The 20296-nt window shown below is 60.2% G+C and carries 16 protein-coding genes; 15 read left to right on the forward strand and 1 reads right to left on the reverse strand.

Annotated features, from left to right (window positions below; all coding sequences use genetic code 11):
- Window positions 1-43 precede the first annotated feature (43 nt).
- Genes HHL09_RS14625 through HHL09_RS14645 form a run of 5 tightly spaced genes read left to right on the forward strand, consistent with a single transcriptional unit; the run spans window position 44 to window position 6373 of the window.
- Window positions 44-886 carry a glycosyltransferase family 2 protein gene (locus HHL09_RS14625; protein ID WP_169455369.1) on the forward strand — a complete coding sequence of 281 codons (843 nt, stop codon included), beginning with the start codon at window positions 44-46 and terminating at the stop codon, window positions 884-886.
- 31 nt (window positions 887-917) lie between these two features.
- On the forward strand, window positions 918-2846 hold the full coding sequence (locus tag HHL09_RS14630; protein WP_169455370.1) for an NAD(+) synthase: 1929 nt from the start codon (window positions 918-920) through the stop codon (window positions 2844-2846).
- A gap of 19 nt (window positions 2847-2865) precedes the next feature.
- Window positions 2866-4020, forward strand: a complete 1155-nt coding sequence (locus HHL09_RS14635) for a glycosyltransferase family 4 protein (RefSeq protein WP_169455371.1) — start codon at window positions 2866-2868, stop codon at window positions 4018-4020.
- A 27-nt stretch (window positions 4021-4047) separates the two neighbouring features.
- A complete protein-coding gene (glf, locus tag HHL09_RS14640; protein WP_169455372.1) occupies window positions 4048-5226 on the forward strand; it encodes a UDP-galactopyranose mutase in 1179 nt (392 codons plus the stop codon).
- On the forward strand, window positions 5189-6373 hold the full coding sequence (locus HHL09_RS14645; protein ID WP_169455373.1) for an acyltransferase family protein: 1185 nt from the start codon (window positions 5189-5191) through the stop codon (window positions 6371-6373). Before glf ends, HHL09_RS14645 begins: the two co-directional genes overlap by 38 nt.
- A gap of 10 nt (window positions 6374-6383) precedes the next feature.
- Here HHL09_RS14645 and HHL09_RS14650 read toward each other — a convergent pair whose 3' ends face one another.
- Entirely contained in the window at window positions 6384-9389 is a 3006-nt protein-coding gene (locus tag HHL09_RS14650) for a GDSL-type esterase/lipase family protein (RefSeq protein WP_277349182.1), read from the reverse strand.
- Between the two features lie 372 nt (window positions 9390-9761).
- Here HHL09_RS14650 and HHL09_RS14655 point away from each other — a divergent pair, with 372 nt between their 5' ends.
- From HHL09_RS14655 to HHL09_RS14700, 10 genes are all read left to right on the forward strand, one after another.
- Window positions 9762-11234, forward strand: coding sequence for an MBOAT family O-acyltransferase (locus tag HHL09_RS14655; protein ID WP_169455375.1), 1473 nt, complete (start codon window positions 9762-9764; stop codon window positions 11232-11234).
- Window positions 11209-12084: an SGNH/GDSL hydrolase family protein gene (locus tag HHL09_RS14660; protein WP_169455376.1), complete on the forward strand. Its 876-nt coding sequence runs from the start codon at window positions 11209-11211 to the stop codon at window positions 12082-12084. Before HHL09_RS14655 ends, HHL09_RS14660 begins: the two co-directional genes overlap by 26 nt.
- Before the next feature lie 39 nt (window positions 12085-12123).
- Window positions 12124-13323: a glycosyltransferase gene (locus tag HHL09_RS14665; RefSeq protein ID WP_169455377.1), complete on the forward strand. Its 1200-nt coding sequence runs from the start codon at window positions 12124-12126 to the stop codon at window positions 13321-13323.
- A gap of 14 nt (window positions 13324-13337) precedes the next feature.
- Entirely contained in the window at window positions 13338-13928 is a 591-nt protein-coding gene (locus HHL09_RS26670) for an acyltransferase (protein ID WP_169455378.1), read from the forward strand.
- 119 nt (window positions 13929-14047) lie between these two features.
- A complete protein-coding gene (locus HHL09_RS14675) occupies window positions 14048-15307 on the forward strand; it encodes a glycosyltransferase family 4 protein (RefSeq protein WP_169455379.1) in 1260 nt (419 codons plus the stop codon).
- 4 nt (window positions 15308-15311) lie between these two features.
- Complete coding sequence (locus tag HHL09_RS14680; RefSeq protein WP_169455380.1) at window positions 15312-16436, forward strand: glycosyltransferase family 4 protein; 1125 nt, start codon at window positions 15312-15314, stop codon at window positions 16434-16436.
- A gap of 13 nt (window positions 16437-16449) precedes the next feature.
- A complete protein-coding gene (locus tag HHL09_RS14685; protein ID WP_169455381.1) occupies window positions 16450-17103 on the forward strand; it encodes a class I SAM-dependent methyltransferase in 654 nt (217 codons plus the stop codon).
- Window positions 17104-17121: 18 nt separating this feature from the next.
- Window positions 17122-18294 carry a glycosyltransferase family 4 protein gene (locus tag HHL09_RS14690; protein WP_169455382.1) on the forward strand — a complete coding sequence of 391 codons (1173 nt, stop codon included), beginning with the start codon at window positions 17122-17124 and terminating at the stop codon, window positions 18292-18294.
- A complete protein-coding gene (locus HHL09_RS14695) occupies window positions 18291-19154 on the forward strand; it encodes an alpha-1,2-fucosyltransferase (RefSeq protein WP_169455383.1) in 864 nt (287 codons plus the stop codon). Before HHL09_RS14690 ends, HHL09_RS14695 begins: the two co-directional genes overlap by 4 nt.
- 13 nt (window positions 19155-19167) lie before the next feature.
- On the forward strand, window positions 19168-20283 hold the full coding sequence (locus HHL09_RS14700) for a glycosyltransferase family 61 protein (protein ID WP_169455384.1): 1116 nt from the start codon (window positions 19168-19170) through the stop codon (window positions 20281-20283).
- Window positions 20284-20296: the final 13 nt, after the last annotated feature.

Genomic DNA, 20296 nt, shown 5'->3' on the forward strand with positions numbered 1-20296 from the left:
GACAGCCGGCCATTCCTTTTCATTCTAGCTGATCGCTTTCGAGGTGGAGTCTGCTTCTTGGATCGTCATCCCCGTTCACAACCGCAAGACCACGACCCGCGCGTGCCTTGATCGATTGCGGATGCAGGGGATCTTTGACCGCACCATCGTGTGCGTGGTGGATGACGGCTGTACGGACGGCACGCGGGAGATGCTTGAATCCGGGTTTCCGGAGGTGCGCCGCGTGGAGGGAAATGGCCATCTCTTTTGGGGTGGTGGCATTCTGGAGGGAATGAAGGTAGCCCACCCCGCGGGGGCGGATGTCATCGTCTGGTTGAATGACGATTGCCTGCCTGCGGCCGGAGCGATTGATCATCTGATCGCCCGCGTCCGGGAGACCAAGGGCATCTGCGGCGGCGTCTGCCGCGATCCGGAGAATCCGGAGGTCGTGACTTACAGCGGCAGCAGGGTGGGACACGATGACATGATCTCCCCGGAACCCGGAGAGTACCTGCAGGTGGACATGATCAACGGGAATCTCGTTGCGGTTCACCGGGAGGTCGTGGATCGCATCGGTTTCCCGCCTGGACTAGAGCTTCCGCACTACGGGGGGGATTCCGTTTATGCGCTGCGTGCCGCCCGCGCCGGGATTTCCTGCGAGGTCTCCGGAGACGCCATGGCCACCAATCCGCCGAATCCATACTTCGACCGCTTCGGAAAGACCAAGCCCGCCTGGTGGCTTCTCAAGGAACCCTTCCGTACGGGATCGATCCTCTATTGGCCGACTTATTGGCGATTCCTTCGTGAAGCTTTCGGATGGCGCGCCTACGTTCGTTGGCCTGCTTACTTCATCCGCTTGGTGCGCCAACTCGTTGCCGCCCTCGGGCGCCAGCTTTCCGCGCAGTGATAGACTGAAATTCCCCGAGCGTTTTCACCTCATGCCTTTCTCCAGATATGGATTTCTCCGGCTCGCCGTCTGTGTGCCGGAAGTCGAAGTAGCCGCCGTTGAGGCGAATACGAGGCACACGATCGCCGCACTCGAAAAGGCGGCGGCCGCCGGCGCGCAGCTGGCCGTTTTCCCGGAGCTGGGCATCACCGGCTACTCCTGTGCCGACCTCTTCTACCAGAAGCGGCTTCTGGATGCGGCGGAGCAGGCCGTGAAGGATGTGGCGGATGCCTGCGGTCGTCTCGGCATTGCCGCGGTCGTGGGCCTGCCGGCGAGAAACAAGGATCGCCTCTACAATGTCGCAGCGGTGATCGGGGCGAACGGCAAGCTTGCGGGGATGGTCGTGAAAACGCACCTGCCGACGAATCACGAATTCTATGAGCGGCGGTGGTTCGCCACGGCCTTCGATCTCCCGGATGGCGGGGAGATCTCCTTCCTTGGAGGCACCGTCCCTTTCGGAGCCGATCTTTTGTTCCCGGTCGAGGAATGGCCCGATTGTGTCCTCGGCGTGGAAATCTGCGAGGATCTCTGGTCCGTCATTCCACCTAGCAGCTCCCAGGCCGTGGCCGGGGCGAACGTGCTGCTGAATCTTTCCGCGAGCAATGAGCTGTTGGGCAAGGTGGGTTACCGGCGCGACCTTGTCCGCCAGCAATCGGCGCGCTGCCTTGCTGCCTATGCCTACTGCTCGGCCGGGCCGGGTGAGTCCACGACGGACATCGTTTATTCCGGCCATTCGCTCATCTGCGAAAACGGCGGCCTGCTGGCGGAGACGGAGCGCCTGAGCTTCGATGTTCAGGTGGCGGTGGCCGATATCGATGTCGGCAAGCTTCATCACGAGCGACTGGTGAGCAGCAGCTACCGGGAAAGCACCACACGTTCCTTCCGGCGTGTCGAACTTCACCTGAAGCCGTGGAGGGAAAAGGGCGGCTTACTTCGTCGCGTGGACCCGCGGCCCTTTGTTCCGGCTGATCCGCAGCGCCGCACGGAACACTGCGAGGAGATTTTCCGTATCCAGACGGTGGGCCTTGCCAAGCGTCTCCGGCACACGAAGTGCAAGGGGATCGTCCTTGGGCTTTCCGGTGGACTTGATTCCACGCTCGCCGCGTTGGTTGCCGTTCGTGCCTTCGATCTGGTGGGTATGGATCGCAAGCAGATCGTAGCGATCACCATGCCGGGCATGGGTACCACCGATCGGACGCGCGATAACAGTGTGGTGCTGGCGGAAATGTTGGGCCTGACCTTGCGCGAGATCGTCATCCGCGAGGCGGTGGAAGTTCACTTCCGCGACATCGGCCATCCGCCGGACCTGCACGATGTCACTTTCGAAAATTCGCAAGCTCGCGAACGAACCCAGATCCTTATGGATGTGGCGAACCAGATCGGCGGCTTCGTTCTTGGCACTGGAGACCTTTCGGAGCTGGCGCTGGGATGGTGCACCTTCAATGGCGACCACATGTCGATGTATCACGCGAATGCCGGGGTTCCGAAAACCCTTGTACGTCACCTCGTCGAATGGTGTGCCGAGGAGGTTTTCCGCGGACCGGAAGCGGCTGTTTTGCATGATATCGCGGCCACGCCGATCAGCCCCGAGCTCCTGCCCCCGGACAAGGAAGGGAAGATCGTCCAGCAGACCGAGGAAGTGGTGGGGCCCTATTCCTTGCACGACTTCTTCCTCTTCCAATTCGTTCGCCTCGGCTTCCCTCCGGACAAGATTCGGTATCTGGCGGAGATCGCCTTCGATGGCGAATACTCGCCGGAAGTGATCGCGAAGTGGCTGGATGTCTTTATCCGGCGGTTCTTCTCACAACAATTCAAGCGGAACGCGATGCCTGACGGCCCGAAGGTCGGCTCGGTCGCGCTCTCGCCTCGGGGGGATTGGCGGATGCCGAGCGACTCGGTTTCCCAGTCCTGGCTCGATTGACCGGCATCCGGATTGCATCATGTCTCAGAACGCACAGGTGACTTGCGTCTTCATCACGGGCTCCTTGCAGCCCTATGCGATTGATTTCTATCGCGGGCTTGAGCGCGCCGCAAAGGCAGCGGGCTGGCGTTTGCTCATTCTCGTGGGCAGCCGTTCCACCTATCGGCCGTGGAGCAAGTTGAGCGTCTCCGAGGAAGATCCCTTGTTCCAATTCATTCCGGGAACGCCCGCGCCGGATTGGGTCCAGCGCCTCCTTGGCTCCTCAGCCCGGGATAAAATTCTTTTGCCCGGTGGTTCGGGTGTCATCGACCTGCTGGAGGAACTGAAGCCGGACATCGTTATCCTAAACGAAAGAAATCCCCTTAATCTGAGGGCTGCCTGGTGGGCCCGGGGTGAGCGGATTCCCTGCGTGCTTGCCACGGACATCGGCCAGTCTCCGCCGCCGCATGCCGTGACCCGGTTCCACGTGATTTATCACCGGCTCGTCCGCGGGCTTTTCGACGGGGCCATCGCGAAGACCAAAGATGCCGAAACCGCCTTCGTGAAGGACGGTGCGCCTGCCTCGGTGCTGGCTCCTCATGGCATCGATACCGATCGTTTTCCCAACGGTTCCCCGGATGCCAAGGTGAAGCCATTTCAATTCGTTTTCGTTGGCGCTCTGGATGCATCCAAGGGGCTGGATGTCTTGGTCGAAGCGGGACGCTTGCTACATTCGAAGGGCTACGATTTCGTGATCCGGCTGGTGGGCACAGGCTCATGGACTCTCCCGGAGCAGGATGCGGGCGCTTCCTGGATTTCCTTTGCGGGTTTCCAAGAGGGGGAATCCCTCTTGAAGGAGTATCAAGCTTCATCCGCATTCATCCTTCCCAGCTTGGGCGATACCTATGGAGTGGTCGTCCACGAGGCCGCTTCTTGCGGCCTTCCCTTGATCGTAACCACCGCCTCCGGCGCCAGCTGGACCTTGGTGGTGGAGGGGGAAAGCGGCTTCCGGGTTGAGCCGAAGGATGCGGCTTCGCTGGCGGAGCGGATGGCAATCTTGTTAGATGACCCGGAACTCTGTGCCAGGCTGGGACAGGGTGCACGGAAACAAGCACTTCATTGGTGCACCCGGCGCTCGGGCGAGCGGGTGGTGGACTGGCTGCGGCAGTTGCTCCCCGCGAATCCGCCAGCTTGAACGTATCGGAAAATTTCAAAGACTCTTATGACGAATTTATCCCAAGTCTCAGATTCGGAACAACGCGTCCTGATTGTTGGGGCCGGCTTTTCCGGAGCCGTCCTCGCCCGGCAACTCGCCGAACTCGCGAACATCAAAAGCCTCGTTATCGACTCCCGCGAGCACATCGCGGGCAATTGTCATACCGAGCGGGATGCCGAAACCGGCATCATGATTCACCGCTACGGTCCCCATATTTTCCACACCAATCGCGCCGATGTCTGGGACTATGTGAACCGCTTTGGCGACTTCCGCCCCTTCGTCAATCGCGTCAAGGCCACCATCGACCAAGGCGTCTTTTCACTGCCGGTCAATCTTCACACGATCAACCAGTTCTTTGGCACCAATCTTTCCCCTGCCGAAGCGCGCGAGTTCATCGAACAGAAAGCGGATACCTCCATTACGGAACCTGCGAACTTCGAGGAGCAGGCACTCAAGTTCATCGGCCGCGAGCTCTACGAGGCCTTTTTCCAAGGCTACACGAAGAAGCAATGGGGTTGCGATCCCCGTGAACTTCCTGCCGCCATCCTCAGCCGTCTTCCGGTCCGCTTCAGCTACGACGACAACTATTACAATAGTAGCTTCCAGGGGATTCCCGCAGAAGGCTACACCGAGGTCGTTGCGAAAATCCTGTCCCACCCGAATATCGAGGTCCGCCTCAATACACGGTACGAACACGACATGGCGAAGTCATTCGACCATGTCTTCTACACCGGGCCCTTGGACGGCTATTTCGATCATCGTCTCGGTCGCCTCTCCTACCGCACCGTTTTCTGGGAAGAGAAGAGGGCAACAGGAGACTTCCAAGGAGTTGCAGTGATGAATTACCCCAACCCGGAGGTTCCTTACACTCGCATTCACGAGCACAAGCACTTTACCCCTTGGGAGAAACACGAAGCCACGCAGGCATTTGTGGAATACAGCAAGGAAACCGGACCTGACGATATCCCGTACTACCCGAAGCGGCTTCCCGCCGATAAGGAGTTGCTCGCCGCCTACATCGAACTCGCCAAGGCCGAACATAAAGTCTCTTTCCTGGGTCGTCTCGCTACCTATCGCTATCTGGACATGCATCAGGTAATCGGCGAAGCGATGGACTTCGTGGAGCGCTGGCTTTCTGCGAAAGAGAATGGCGAAGCCCTGCCGGAGTGCTGGCAAGGGCTATGACCGGGAGGCGCTGCAGCCCGCCTCCGGAAAGCGGCGATCCGCGTACAACCATGGAATGGAAAAGATGACGACTGCTGAAGCCACGAAGACTGCTGCTCGGATTCCTTCGGGAGTGGAACTGCAGGGACCCGTAAAGCATGAGCGGAACCGGGCCATCGACGTCGCCCGGATGGTGGCGGCGATCCTCATCCTGCTGCTCCACGCGTCCGAGAGCTATGCGACTGCCGGCGGGGACTTGGTGCTCGGCCGCCCGGCATGGACCTTTGTCGGGAATCTCACGATGTGGGGCCGGGTGCCCTTCTTTTTCTTTCTCTCGGGTTACTTTGCGACGCTCTCCCTCGCGAAGCTCCAATCTGAAGAATCCTTGTTCCTGAAGAAGCGCCTGAAGGTGTTGATCCCTCCCTACCTCTTTTGGAACACCGTCTCCTTCATGTTGATGTGGGTTGCCGTGACCATGGGCTTCAATCTGATCGGGAACCAGAGGACGGATCCTGCGGCGGCGGTCATGAGGATCACCGGCTTCGGGCTTCATCCTGCCGGCGCCTCACTGTGGTTTATTCGGGACCTGATCCTCTGCTCCATGCTGGCACCCCTTCTCAAGCGGCTGGGTGTTTGGATCCTTATCCCGTGCCTTGCGCTCACCTTCATTCCGGACACGCCCCAAAGCCTGTTCGAGCAGGGCGTGCCCCGGATTTCTTCCCTAGGTTACTTCGGCTTGGGAATGTTCCTCGCCTACTTGCCATCGGGACTGATGACCCAACTTTTCCCCAAGGCTGGCCGCGCGTTGCTACTCTGTGCGCTTGTCGGGCTGGCCTACGCGGTATGGGACTTTCCGCGTCCGGGCCTGGCAGGAGTTTCGATCGGTGCTTTGGCGATCTTCCTCGCGGGGCGTTTCATCAGCGAGACCTTCCCGAAGACGGGGGAGTGGCTGGGCGCGAATGCCAATGCCTCCTTCGTGATCTTCGCGGCAAATTCCCCCTATCTGGCAGCCGTCAAGCAGCTCTACATCAAGTATCACTTTGTCGACTCGCTGCTTCTCTACTTCGCGGTCCTGACGACCCTGTTCTTCTTTCTCTGCATTGGCTTCTACGCCTTTGTGAAAAGGTTCATCCCGCGGGCCCTGGTATTGATTTCAGGCGGGCGCTGAAGGGCTATCCTCAATTGGCCGAGCTTTCGAACGACATGCGCAGGAAGCCCTTGTCGCCCGGCAGGCCGGGATCTCCTGCTTCGAGCAGATATCGGCCGGAGAGTGGATCCACGAGGCAATGCAGATCGACGTCGGCCGGCGTCTCCCAGCTCTGAAGGCTACGGCTCGAGTCGAGGTGCCATACCACGCCTCTTCCAACGCCCGGGTCTGGAAAGCGGAGCCCCCGCGAGATCCGGGAAATTTGGAAGCTGTTGTGGCTATTCTCTCGCGGGTTGATGTTAAGCGCGAATTCCACGGAATTCGGCAGCCCGTCGAGATCAGGATCGGCATCCGAAGAAGAAATGGTCCCTTGGGAGATCTCCCCCGATGTGAAGTACCTCGCTTGCCAGGTCGCGAGCGTCGGTTGTTCGATCGCGGCCAGGCGATAAAACACCCCTGATCCGGATACGGGTTGGGAAATCTGGTTCAGGTCCGGTGTGCCCGAAGGCGACACGGAAGCTTGGCCAGAAATCCGGGCGGGCCTCCATTCCACCATGTCGGTGCTTTCCATCAATCTCCAGCCCACTTGCGAATTGCTCCGCCACAGGAAGCTCACCTGACCCGCGAAGGGCTCCAGTGAAGGTCCCGCATCCGGGCTGTTGATCGATGTTCCTTCGGAGTACTCCAGAAGATCGGATCTTCCGTCGCCATCGCTGTCGACATTGAGTGCCAATGGTACGCCTCCCGCTGGCGGCGGCGGTTCGGAATCGAGCCAAGCCATTGCGGGAAGCGGAGCGCCCGAGGTGCTGGTGCCATTCGGGGAGGGCGATGCGAAATAGCGGGGAGCCTCGGGAACCTGGCCGATCAAAGTCAGCTTCGGGCTCACGAAGCAGCGCCCGTCTGACCCGGCAGCATTGAACACCTGCACGGCGAGCAGGTTCTCGCCGGTCTTGACCAGGCTGGCGAATTCGCTCAAGTCGAAGCTCAGCGCAGCTGTCCCGCGTGAGTCATCCCGGGAAAGCGGTGCCGTCAGGCCGGATGCGGGTGCATTGCACGCGGCGACTTCGACGCCATTGATCCACGCCCTGAAGCCGTCGTCGAAGTTGATGTCCATCCGCATTCCCGCCAGAGCTTGGGAAGATCCCTGAAACGGGATCCTGACCAAGCAGGTGGATTGCTCGGAGAAAACGCCCGTGTAGTCGTTCGCCATCGGCTTCGTCTCACCGGCACCGATGTTGGAAGACTCATTCGAGCCAGCGGGTGCGTACGCGTTGGTGAGATCGACGCTCGCGTAGTCGATCGTCACATCTTGGGAAGAGGAAGCATCGTAGGATCCCCACACCAGCCAGTTTTGACGGCTTGCATCGCTGAATCTTCCGCCGGTGAGAGAGGTGATCTGCACGCCATCCCTCCATACGAAAAATCGCCGGGTAGGAGCATGGTAAGCGAACCGGAAGACGTGGAAGTCATCGGAGTTGGACTCGCTGGAAAGGGTGAAACCTTGGTCGTAGGGCTGCCCGTACCTCACTTTGTCAGACTGGATGAAGATCGTGCCATAACCTCCGCCGGCACCCCGGGTTCCACCCTTGATCACAAAGCCGCGATTCGTGCCGCTCTGGGTGCCATTGATCCGGAGCCGGGTCTCGAAGGTCCAGGACACGTCGTCGCTCTGGGTCCATGCGAAAGGTGAGCCCATCAGCCCCGTTCCCGTAGCTTGATAAGTACCGTCTCCTTGCGCCGTCCAAGTTCCCTTGCCGTAGGAATAGAGTCCCCAAATGCCGCTGGGCGCCTGGCTGCAGTTCCACCGTTTTGTGAATTGGTCTTCTGCTTTTGTTGCCAGCTCATATCCGGTTCCTCCCGTGCCGCTATCCCATGAGCCGGAGTAGGAGGGCTGCTGCCAATTTTCGGGCGGGGTGCTCGTAACCAACCGGGAGTGAGGAGAAGAAGTGCCCACCGCCTCGGTGGTTTGCGGATCTTGAAGGCCAAAGGAGCCCGAAGCGGTCCAATCCCTCCAACCGGCGGATTGGACCATCAGGCCGTCCCGCCCTACCAGACGGAGTTGGCCGCTTTCATAGTCCACTCCGAAATTGGTGTGCAGGGTTCGGGTAGGGTCCTTCCGGTTGTGTCCGGAGAGAAAGATCAACCGTCTCTCCTTCGGCCACAGGACGGTCGAGTTTTCAAACTCATACCTTGGCGTCCCGGCTCCCGTATCCAGTGACAGCCCATCGAGGCAAAGGCCGCCTTCATAGGGATTGTAGATCTCAACCCAGGGACGTTTGGTTCCGGTGTCGTCGTTCGGGCTCCCAGCACCTGGCAAGGGGACGATCTCGGTGAGCTTGGGAAGCATGCTCTTCGCGCGCGTTTCCCAAGCACGGCAATAAATGATTTCCGCCAGCCGCTTGAGACCGGGCTCCACGAAATGCAAACCTTCGCCGCCCCACTCAGGGTGCGTTGCCAACTGCGAGTATGCATCGATGGTGCCAAAGCCGGCGCTTGGCGCGAATTGATCCATCCTGTTCTGGATGGCAGGACGGTTGGCGGCGATGCCGTTGTCGTCCTCGGTAAAGACCGTGACATTCGGAAACACGTTGCCCGGGAAAGCGGGAACCCCGCGAGGTCCACGGAAATCCGGCGACAAGCGGTTCCAGATCCAGATGGAAGGGTTCTTTCCCGAGCTTCTCCAAGCTGCCGCCAATTCCCGGTAACCTTGTTCGAACTTCACGGGATCGCTGAAGGCGGGAAGACAATCATTGATTCCGAGTCCGGAAATCACCACATCCGGTTTCCACTTCAGAATGCCCACCTGCTCGCCGCTGTTGAGGTAAGCCCGGTATTCTTCGCCCGGATATCGCCCGGCGCTGGCTCCATTGAAGCCGTAGTTGCGAAGGGAAAAGCCAGGTCCTAACAGCCGCTCCAATTGGAAAGGGTAGCTTCGGCGCAGGAGCGGATAATCAGCCCAGTATCCCCAAGTCATGCTTCCTCCGACGCATACCACTTTTTGGGGCACGGGATCGGGAGACACCACAGGATCTCCCATCGCCGTTCCTAGGGCGACTAGAGAAAGAATGGCAAGCGTGGCCGGGTTGCTACCTGATTTCGGATTGGGTTTTGAAACGAGTAACACCGATAAAAAACCAATCACATTGTATTCACGGCGGCAAGTGACGACTCTGTGCCGCACTTTCAGGGCGCGATCTTGAGCAGGCGAATTTCAGAGTGTTCTAACGATCTGTTAGAGGCGCTGGATCCCTTTAGCTGCGGGCTTTTTCGAGCCTTTTCGGAAGCCGGTCGCTAGTCAGCTTCTCCTGATTTTTCGCAGTCGCCATCCGTTGATACACGTAGGAGCCTCCCCGTCTGTTTTGGCCTTTCCTCCGCCTTCCCCGGAAGGCAGATAGTCTCCCGCCCGCCGATGCTGTTCAATTCTTGGGAATTTGCCGCCCTTTTAGCGGTCACCTTTTTTCTGTACTACGCCCCTTGGTCAAGGGGACGTCACGGAAAGGCGTGGCAGGTCACCTTGGCCTTGGCGGCCAGCGTTGTTTTCTACGGTTGGGAAGACCCCCGGCTCATTGTCCTTCTGGCGATTTCCTGCGTGGGAAACAGCATCGCCACCGCTCGCATCATCTTGCACAAGGTGGCAGGGGATGAGGTGCGCGTGAAGTACTGGACCCGCTTGGCGGTGATCCTGAATTTAGCCCTGCTGGCCGTCTTCAAGTACGCCCCGTTCGTGGTCGGGATGGTTCCATTCCTGCCGGCTTCCTGGGTCGAGGCCGTGAAAGGCATTCCCCTGCCGATCGGCATCTCCTTCTACACCTTCCACGGCATCAGCATGATTGTAGACGTCGCCCGCGGCGAGGTGACTCGGGAAAGCGATGCGCTCCTTTCAAAGGGAGGGCGCTTTACCAAAGGGGTGCGGGACATCGGCTTCTATCTGCTGTTCTTTCCGCAGCTCGTCGCCGGACCCATCGTCAAAGCGAAGCAATTCTGGCCGCAGATTGCGGCAAAGCGGATCGAGGACATCCCTTGGATGTTCGTCATCCGCATGCTGATTCTTGGCTATTTCCTGAAGGTCTTCGTGGCGGACAACCTCTCCGAACAGACCGCCATGTTGACCATCGGTGCCACGGAGATTTCGACCGCCGGTCCGCTCTTCCTTGTCCCGCTGATCTATGGCTACGGCCTGCAGATCTTCGCGGATTTTGGGGGCTACTCGCTCATCGCCATCGGGCTGGCTGCCCTGTTTGGATACACCTTTCCGGAGAACTTCAATTTCCCTTACCTCTCCACCAGCATCACCGAGTTCTGGCGGCGTTGGCACATGTCGCTTTCCGCGTGGCTCCGGGACTACCTTTACATCCCGCTCGGTGGTAACCGGAACGGGGAGGGGAGGACCTACGTGAATCTCTTCCTCGTGATGTTCCTCGGCGGCCTCTGGCATGGCGCCGAGTGGAAATTCGCCCTCTGGGGCACCCTTCACGGCGTTCTGCTTGCGCTGGAGCGCTTCTTTACCCGGCGCCGGGGCAAGCTCGTGGAGAATCCCGGCCGCTCGCCCGTCCGGGCGGTCCTCGGCTGGTTCTACACCTTCCACGCCGTCACCCTCCTGTGGCTCACCTTCCTGATGCCGGACATGGCGCACATCCGTGCCTTCTTCCAGGGCCTTACCTGCGGCCACTACATCATGTCCGGCCCGCCCATCTTCTCGCTGCTCTTTTATGGCACTGCCGTCATTCTTTATCACGTGTGGGGCTGGGCCAAGGAGCATAAGTCCGGCCTCCTCGCGAAGCTGCACAGCCCGGTTGCCGAAGCCTGCGTGCACGCCGTGATGCTGTTCTTGTTGATCACCAATCCTGGAGCACCCCGTGGATTCATCTACTTCCAGTTCTAGACCTCGCTTCCTCTACGTCGTCTGCCTGATCGCCGCCTTGGCGGCCTGCTTCGGCATCCAGTCGCTGCTGATCCAGCGGACCGGCGGACGTACGACGAAAAGCGAGTCGAATTACTTCTCCTCGATTGCCCGCTTGCAGAGCGGCATCCGGGGCGAACCGCAGGTGATGTTCCTCGGTTCCTCGATTACCGGTCGCCTGCCCGATCGCACCCGCGGCTTCGATGGCGTCGCAAATCTCGGCTGCGATGGTGGAAGTGCCATGGAGACCCTGCGCGCCATGGATGCCGGGACCATTCCCCGCGCTCCTTATCTGATTGTGGAAGGGAATACCCTCTACCGTGCCGTGAACGCCAAGGAAACCGACGTCGCCAAGGCGATGCACAAGCGCTGGTTCCGTACCGGTGTCACCGTTCCTAATCTCAGCGCCTCCTCCCGCCCCTCCGCGATGGCATACACCCTCCTGATGGAACGGAAAATGGGAGCCAGCGGCAGGCCCGACGTCGCGCCCTTCGAGGTGACCACACATCCGACCCTAAGTCCGGCTCCGCAGGAGACGAACAAGGAGGAGGACGCGCTCTTGGAGGAAGCCGCCGGAATTCTGCGGAAGCTTGAGGCCGCTGGATCGAAGATCACCATCGTCATGTTCCCTCCGGGAGCCGAGCCCTCTTCGCCGAACCGCCGCCTGCCGGAAGAGCTGGCACGCCGCGCCGGCCTGCCATTCTGGGATCTTGCGAATGCCATCCCGCCCGGCATGGTAAAGTTCACGGACGGCGTCCACATGGATCCTGCCAGCGCGACGGCCGCGGTGCGCACGATTTTTAAAGCCACAGGCTATCCATCCGGTCCATAATCCTCCTAACATCGCTGTGGCACAGGTCCCCGTTTCTGAATGAACCCCCCGTCCTTCAAAGTTCTCCAGGTATTCAACCAATACCTGGAAGCCGGTGGCGAGGAGGTGTGGGTGAACCAGCTTCCGGCCTTCGCAGAGGAGGCGCTGGAAGTCAGGGATCTGAGGTTCCACAGCGGAACGTGGAAAGGCAGTGGCGCTCCCTCGCGCTTCAGCCAGGCCATCAAGGTCTGGAACAATCCCGAATCCCGGGAACGCTTGCGGAAAGTTGTGGCAGAGACCAGCCCCCAGGTCCTCCTATTCCACAATCTGCTGCCCGTCGGCTCGCTCGGCCTCTACGATGAGGCGACCCAGCTTGGCCTGCCCGTAGTCCAATACATCCATAATTTCCGCCCCTTCAGCCCCTCGGGAACCATGTGGGTCCGGGGGAGGGTTCACGATGGCGCCTTGCATGGGAATCCTTGGCCGGAGGTGTTCGGTCGCGCGTGGGAGCGCTCCTTCATGCGCACCTTTCTGGTAGCTACCTACCAGTCGAAGCTCGTTGGCTCGGGAACCCTCGACGTCGTGAAGCGCTGGCTCGCGGTCTCGAACTTCATGCGCGATAAATTCATCTCCGCAGGAATTCCTCCGGAGCGGGTGGTCACGCTGCGCCATTGTTGGAGACCGCGCGCTGAACACAACGCCTCGCCAATGGCCGGGCATTATCTGTTCTTGGGCCGGCTCGTGCCGGAAAAGGGTCTCTACACCATGCTGGAGGCGTGGCGGATCTTGGAAAAGAGGCTGGGGAACGCCTGCCCGCGTCTTGTCATCGCCGGTACGGGGCCCGACGAAGCGAAGGTTCACGCATTGACGACCCGCATGAAGAAGGTGGTCTGTGTGGGGTTCGTCTCGGGCAAGCAGAAGGATAGCCTCATCTATGGCTGCCGTGCCCTGATCGCGCCTTCGATCTGGTGGGAACCTCTCGGACTCATCGTGTATGAGGCCTTCGATTTCATGCGCCCCGTTCTCGCAGCAGCCTCTGGCGGACTCACGGAGACAGTGACGGAGGGTGTCACCGGATTCCTCCACCCTCCGGGTGACGCAGCCCGGCTCGCGGATGATGTCGAGCGCATGGAGGAGCTTGGCATGGAAGGCCGCACCGCCATGGGCAGGGCTGGCCGCGAGTGGCTTCTTCAAAACGCATCCCAATCACAGTGGCTCGCGGAATTCTCCCGGATTCTTCGGGATGCGGCTGAACAATAACGGTGTTTCCGGCGATGAAAGATTTCTATGATCGTATTCTTCGGTCCCTGAAGCGTCTCCGGGATTGGTACCTCGTTCGCGTGGTCTGGAGAAAGCATGCGATCGGACGCGGCTTTCATGCGGGCCGTCGTGTGGTGATGTGGGCGCCGAACCGCATTGTCATCGGTGAGAATTGCTACATCGGCCGCTACAGCCAGATCGAGTGTGATGCCGAGATCGGGCACAATGTGATCATGGCGAACATGGTCGCCTTCGTGGGACGCTATGATCACCACTTCCAGCACGTGGGAACTCCCACGCGCCTCGCCCAGCAAATCCGTGATCCGGACTACGATTGGAAGGGAACCGACTTGAAAGTAGTGGTCGGGGACGATGTGTGGATCGGCTACGGGGCAATCATCCTCAGCGGCATTGTCCTTGGGGAAGGCTGCGTTGTCGCCTCTGGCGCCGTCGTGACCAAGGATGTTGAACCTTACGTCGTCGTCGGTGGAAATCCCGCGAAGCCCATATGTGATCGATTCGAGGATCCCTACGAGCTTGAGCTCCATCGGATGGCCATTGCGGCTCGCCGGAAGGCGGCGACAGCACGGGATGCCAAGTCCTGAATCCACGGACCCGCGCGTATGTTCTCGATCGTGATCAATTCCTTCGAACCCTCACGGCCCGCTCGTTTCCGGTCCTGGCGCTTGCCGAAGTCCGCTGCTCTTCCGCTTGCTTTCCCGGCATGAGAGTCTTGCTGTCAGCCTACTATTGTTCCCCCTACAAAGGAGGGGAATCCGCTGTCGGCTGGAACACGGCGATCGAGCTCGCGAAGCATCACGACGTCACGGTGATCTGCGGGGACCTCTCCCCGGCCTCTCCCACGGCCAAGGACATCGAGCGGTATTCCCGGGAGGTGGGGCTTCCTCCCCGCCTGCGGTTCAAGCACGTCCAAGCCGGGGCGCTGTCCCGCGCCATCCACGATCTCCATGCCCTGCCCGGACTTTGGTTTCTCTACTACAAATCTTACCAGCTATGGCAGCAGCAGGTCCTTGGAGTTGCCCGGGACCTTCACGCGGAGCTCCCCTTTGACGTCGTCCACCACGTGACCGTCATCGGTTTCCGGGAGCCGGGATATCTTTGGAAGCTTGGCATTCCTTTCTTCTGGGGGCCTGTCTCAGGCTCACCCATGGTCCCCGCTTCTTTCATCGGGGACTTCGGTCGGAAGGAACAGCTCCGCTGGCGGATCCGGAATTTCTTCAATCGCCGCCAGATGACGGGCGGCGGCAGGCCAGCGCAAGCAGCCCGCGCGGCGAGCAAGATCTGGGCGGTCTGCCGGGAGGATCGTGAGATGTTCCAGCGATGGGGTGTCAAAGCGGATCCCATGCTCGAGGTGGGCGCTCAAAGTGACCTTCCAAAGGCGGGCATCAAGGAGCTTCGTGACGGGGAAATCCTCCGGATCTGCTGGAGCGGTCTTTTCCAAGGGATCAAGGCGCTCCCCGTCCTCCTGACCGCCTTGCAAGGCGTGAAGGGCAGGGTCGAACTCGAAGTATTGGGCGACGGGGTTGAAGGAGAACGTTGGAAAAATCTCGCCAGCTCGCTGGGGGTGGAAGCCTGTGTGAAATGGCGCGGGATGCTGCCGAGGAGCGAAGCTTTGGAAGTGATGGCCGGTTGTCATGTCCTTGTTCACACCTCGATCAAGGAAGCTACTGCCAGCGTTTTGCTCGAAGCCTTGGAGCGCGGGCTGCCGGTCATCTGCCATGATGCGTGTGGCATGGGAACGGCCGTAACGGAAGGCTGCGGGATCAAGATTCCCCTCGTCGATTTTCAGACCAGCGTCTCGGGTGTCGAACAAGCTTTGGTTCGTCTTCTGGAGGATCCGGTTCTTCTCGCTGCCCTTTCAAAGGGAGCGATTCAAAGGGCGGAAGAACTCACGTGGAGATCCAAGGGCCTTGAAATTTCCATGGCCTATGAACACGCCTGCACCGCAAAGTTGAATCGATAATTCCATGGCTTCGCAGAAGAAGATTATCGTTCACGTCGGCGGATATGACCCCGACGCTTTGGACGGCGTATCCGCAACATTGGCCGGTCAGTGTGACGCCTTGCATCGCATGGGCGTGGCGGTGGAGATCTGGGGTTTCGATCCGCGCGTGATGGATGTTACGGAAGGCAGGACCGGGAGCGGGATACCTCTCTTCCGCCTGCCCCGGTGCAAGCATCCTCTGGTGGCCGCCTTCATGATGCCTCCCGTCACCCGGCGGTGGATCGCCAGCCGTGCCGGAGACATCCACAGGCTGCACCTTCATTCGGTCTTCATTCCGTCTAACAACCTGATCGCAGACTTGGGCCTGCCCTACGTTGTCACCCCGAATGGCGGCTGGGGCGAGAGGGTCTTGTCCGGACGAAATCGTTTGCTGAAACGCCTATGGGTGATGCTGCGGGAGAAAAAACTGTGGTCCCGGGCCCAGGCCATCCAAGCCGTCAGCGAAGCCGAGGAGAAAGAACTCTCGCACCTGCCCGCCATGGGAAAGGTCACCTACATCTCGAATGGGGTGAAAATCCCTCCGCTTGATCAGATTAAAGGGGGGCGCTCGGTGTGGCTTTTTCTCGGACGCCTCGCGATCGAGCACAAGGGCTTGGACCGGCTGATCACTTCCTATGCCCGCTGCCGGCAGCGGGCTGGCTCGCTCCCCGGGTTGGTGCTGGTCGGCCCGGACTTCCGCGATGGCAAGGCGGAACTCGAAAGACTGATTGCGGAGCATTCCTTGCAGGAGCACGTGGAAATCCGCGGGCCGGTCGTCGGCGGGGACAAGGACCGCCTCTTTGGGGAGGCATCGCTGTTCCTCCACACCTCGCGTTGGGAGGGGATGCCGCTGAGCATCCTTGAGGCAATGTCCCGCAGCCTTCCTTGTCTCCTTACCGAAGGAACCAACATGGTCCCGCTGATCCGGAAATTCGAATGCGGATTCCCGGCTGGGAATTCGGAGGATGAAATTGTCGAAGCCATGCTCTTGGCCAAGGATGGAGATCTCAGCGCGCTGGGCCAGCGGGCCCGCCAGTGCATCGAAGACAATTTTTCCTGGGACAGCGTGGCGAAAAAACTGACCACCTTGTACGGGTTGGAAGCATAGGCTCTTTTTAGACATGAAGCGGGTGATTCTTAGATTCGGAGAATGGCTGACCAGCGTCGGGGAACGAACTGGCATCCGGGTGTTGGTGTACAATCCCATCATCTGGAGCCACTACCTGATTTCCGCCCGCCGTTGCGGCGCGGTCTTTTCAAAGGCGGTGCACGAGCAATTCCCGGGAATCCGCACTTCCCAGGATGTGGGCGCGGGTACGGGCGGATATGTTTTCAGGCTCAAGCAAAGCGGGGTCGATGCCACGGGGGTGGAATACTCGCCGATGGGACGCTGGCTCGCCTCGCTTCAAGGGGTCGAATTGAAGGAATTCGACTGCGCGGCCCCAAATGCCCTATCGAACACGGGCAGCTTTGATCTCGTTTATTCGATCGAGGTGGCGGAACACATTCCCGAGCAGCTTTCGAACAATTTCGTCGAGTGCATGATCGGCCGCTCCGATCTGGTTATCTTCTCCGCTGCCGTTCCCGGCCAAGGAGGTCACGGCCACATCAATGAGCAGGACCAAAGCTACTGGCGGGAGAAGTTCGAGGCGCGCGGCTATGCATACCGGCAGGAGGAGAGCCAGCGCTTCTCCTCCAGGCTGCAAGAGCTGGGATTCAGGGGATGGCTTCCCTACAACGTGCAAGTGTTCCGGCGTGATCCTGAGCGGGCCTAGCAATCCTCGCGTTTGCAAATGAGCAGGGACCCCATCGCTCCCCGGGTGCTGATCGCGGCGATGCTGAAATGGTACCTGCATCACACCGCCAAGGCATTTGAGCAGCGTGATGCCCTGGCTGGCTATTGGGTCAGCAATGCAAACATCACCGGCGTCGGAAACTACCGGCGCATCTGGCCTTACCATCTTCTCAAGAAGCCGTTTTACCACCTGCCTTTCGTGCAGCTGGAGGAATGGACCCGCTGGCTCTTCCTGCCTGCTTACGACGCGTGGCTCTCCCGGCAGGCGATTCCTTCCGCCTGCAATGTGGTGATGGGGCCTATGGGCTCATGCATCCCGCTCTTCGATTTGGCCGACCGGCAGGAGAGGGGGATCCTGAAGGTCTTCGACGCTCCTAACAGCCATCCGCGCCTTCATGCGGAGCTCTGGCGGCGGGAGTGCGGCGAGTTCATGCCGGGCTACGAGGTCCCCTTTCCCGATTGGGTCGTGGAGCGGATCTCCCGGGAAATCGAGCAGGCCGATCTCATCCTCTGTCCTAGCGACTTCGTGAAGGAGTCGATGGTTGCGCAGGGGGTCCCGCCTGCGAAATGCCATGTCCGCCACTTCGGCGTGGACACATCCATCTTCAAGCCTCGCGAGGCGGTTCCGGAGAGTCCCGTCTTCGTGTCCGTGGGCAGCGTGTGCTTGCGCAAGGGCCACCAGTATCTTTTCCGCGCCTTTGCGAAGCTGAGGGAAACTTTTCCTCATGCCCGCCTGATTTGCATTGGTGGCATCCGCCCCGACTTCGATCAGGAGTGGCCCCTGTGGCGTGATCTCATCGAGCACCATCCTTTTCTCCCGCAGCCAAGGATCGCGGAAATTCTCCAGGGCGCGACTGCCTTCGTGCTTCCTTCCGTCGAAGAGGGGTTTGCCCGCGTGCTCTCCGAAGCCATGGCCGCGGGCCTTCCCCTCATCGCCACGCATGAAAGCGGCGCGACCACGGTGGTGAGGAATCAGGTGGAAGGTATCATCATTCCCTCCCGTGATATCCGCGCGCTTCAGGACGCCATGCTTCTTCTTGCGAAGGACCAGGCACTGAACCGCAGCATGGGAGAGGCCGCGTTGAAAGCCGGAGCGCTTCGCAATACCTGGCAGGACTACGGGGACAATCTGCTGGAGGGGATCTCACAAGCCATGGCCGCGAAATCATGATCCGTGCCCTCATGCTTGGCCGCACCGGCAACAACCTGTTCCAGTATGCCATGGGGCGGGTGCTTTCCGAACGCCACGGAGTGCCCCTCGTGCTGGACGCGAGTTGGTTCAATCGCGAAGGCTGGGGGCTCGTTTCCTGCCTTCGCCGCCTGCCGCTAAAGGCGGAAATTATCCGCCCTTTTACCTTGGCTTCGCGCGTCTTGCGCAAGCTTTCGGGCAGGCACTACTGGGAATTCCGCGGCGTTCCCGTGATTCGGGAGACAGTGATCGATCAAAGCTTCGATCCCCGCTACTTGGAGGCACCTGCCTCCTGCATGCTCTTCGGTTACTTCCAGTCGCCGCTTTATTTCCGGGGCATCGAGCCTCTGCTGCGGGACGAACTCCGCATGGACAACTTGCCTTGGGGCGCGGAGACCTTGCGGGCCCGCGACCGCATCCGTGCGGATCGCACGGTGGCGGTCCATGTCCGCCGTACCGACTATGTCGGCAATGCTCCTTTTGATGTCTGCGATCTGGAATACTATCGCACCGCGATGGGACGTCTGCGCGACCGCCTGGAGGGAGCCCGCTTCTTCTTGTTTTCCGATGATCCGGCGTGGTGCTCGCTGCATCTCGCGGCGGATGACGTCGAGGTGTGTGCTTCGCCCGCGGGCGTGCAGGACCCCCTGCATGACCTGCATTTGATGAGCCTTGCCGCCCATCACATTATCGCGAACAGCAGCTATTCATGGTGGGCCGCATGGCTTGGAAAGAAGCCGGGCCAGCAGGTCCTCATGCCTTCGGTGTGGTATCGCACTGGAATGAAGGCGCCCGCGGAGGAAAAACGATGCGAAGGATGGGAGTTCGTCGATGTGGGCTAGAGGCAGAATTCTGATGGGGCGGCGTTGGCCGCAGCGCACGGTCGAGAAGCTCGCCTTCCCGGCGCTTCGTCGTTGGCGCGGTTGGCGGGGCGAAGGTCCCGAGCAGGGTGGTGTGCCCTTTGGCATCTTCCAGGAAAAGCACGAGATCCAGAAAGGCCGTGTGAATGGCAGGATCATCGCGGATGGCCAGACCTTGCCAGCGGTGCCGGAGCTTTCGGAAATCATCGCCTCCGGTCTTCGGCAGGCGGACTACCGCTGGTGGCCGGTACTGTGGACTCGCCGCGCTTCGGCCCGCTTGCTGGGCCCGTCTCTGGTGCACGCGGATGACCTGGGCCATGCCTGCTACGAGGCAATGTACGGCCCCCAGGCGAGTGGTGATCCGGTCTGGCGCATCAACGGCGGCCATGACGAAACCGAGTTGCCCGGGAACTGGACCTCGCTTGTTTCCCGATGGACCCGCGGCAACAACTACTACCATTGGATCACCGATGGTCTCACCCGCCTGCTACACCTTCCTTCCTTTCCGGAAGATACCGGGATCCTCGTTCCACCCGGGCTTCCTGCGTTCGCCTCGGAGAGCTTGAAGCTGTTGGGTTTGGGCGATCGCATCCGTGAGGCTCCGGAAGAACACCTCTTCATCGAGAAGTATCATTTTGCCGGGCCTGTCGCGCTGACGGGCTGCGTGAATCCCATGGGCGTGGCCTGGCTGAGGAAAAGCTTCGGCATTCCACCGAAGTTGGGTGCAGGTCATCGCAAGATCTTCATCTCACGGAAGGACACCACCCGCGACATCACGAATGCCCGCGAGTTGGAACAGGCCCTTGCCACCGAGGGTTGGGAAATCATCGAACCCGGCACCCTCTCTTTCCGTGAGCAAGTAGCCATCTTCCGCCAGGCCCGGATCATCGCGGGAATCCACGGAGCGGGAATGACCAATCTCCTCTGGGCGCCGCAGGGCACGCGGGTTGTGGAGCTCATGCCACGCACCTTCCGCAATGGCTGCTACGCCGGGATCTCCCTCGTTCTGGGTCACGATCACCGCGTTCTGGTCTGCCCCGCAGGACGGCGCGGCAATCAGATGACCGTGCCTGCCCACGCCATTCGTGAGGTCTTGGAAGCCGGGGAATAGCATCAGGATCGCA

The organism is Luteolibacter luteus (assembly GCF_012913485.1).
GTDB classification, from domain to species: domain Bacteria; phylum Verrucomicrobiota; class Verrucomicrobiia; order Verrucomicrobiales; family Akkermansiaceae; genus Haloferula; species Haloferula lutea.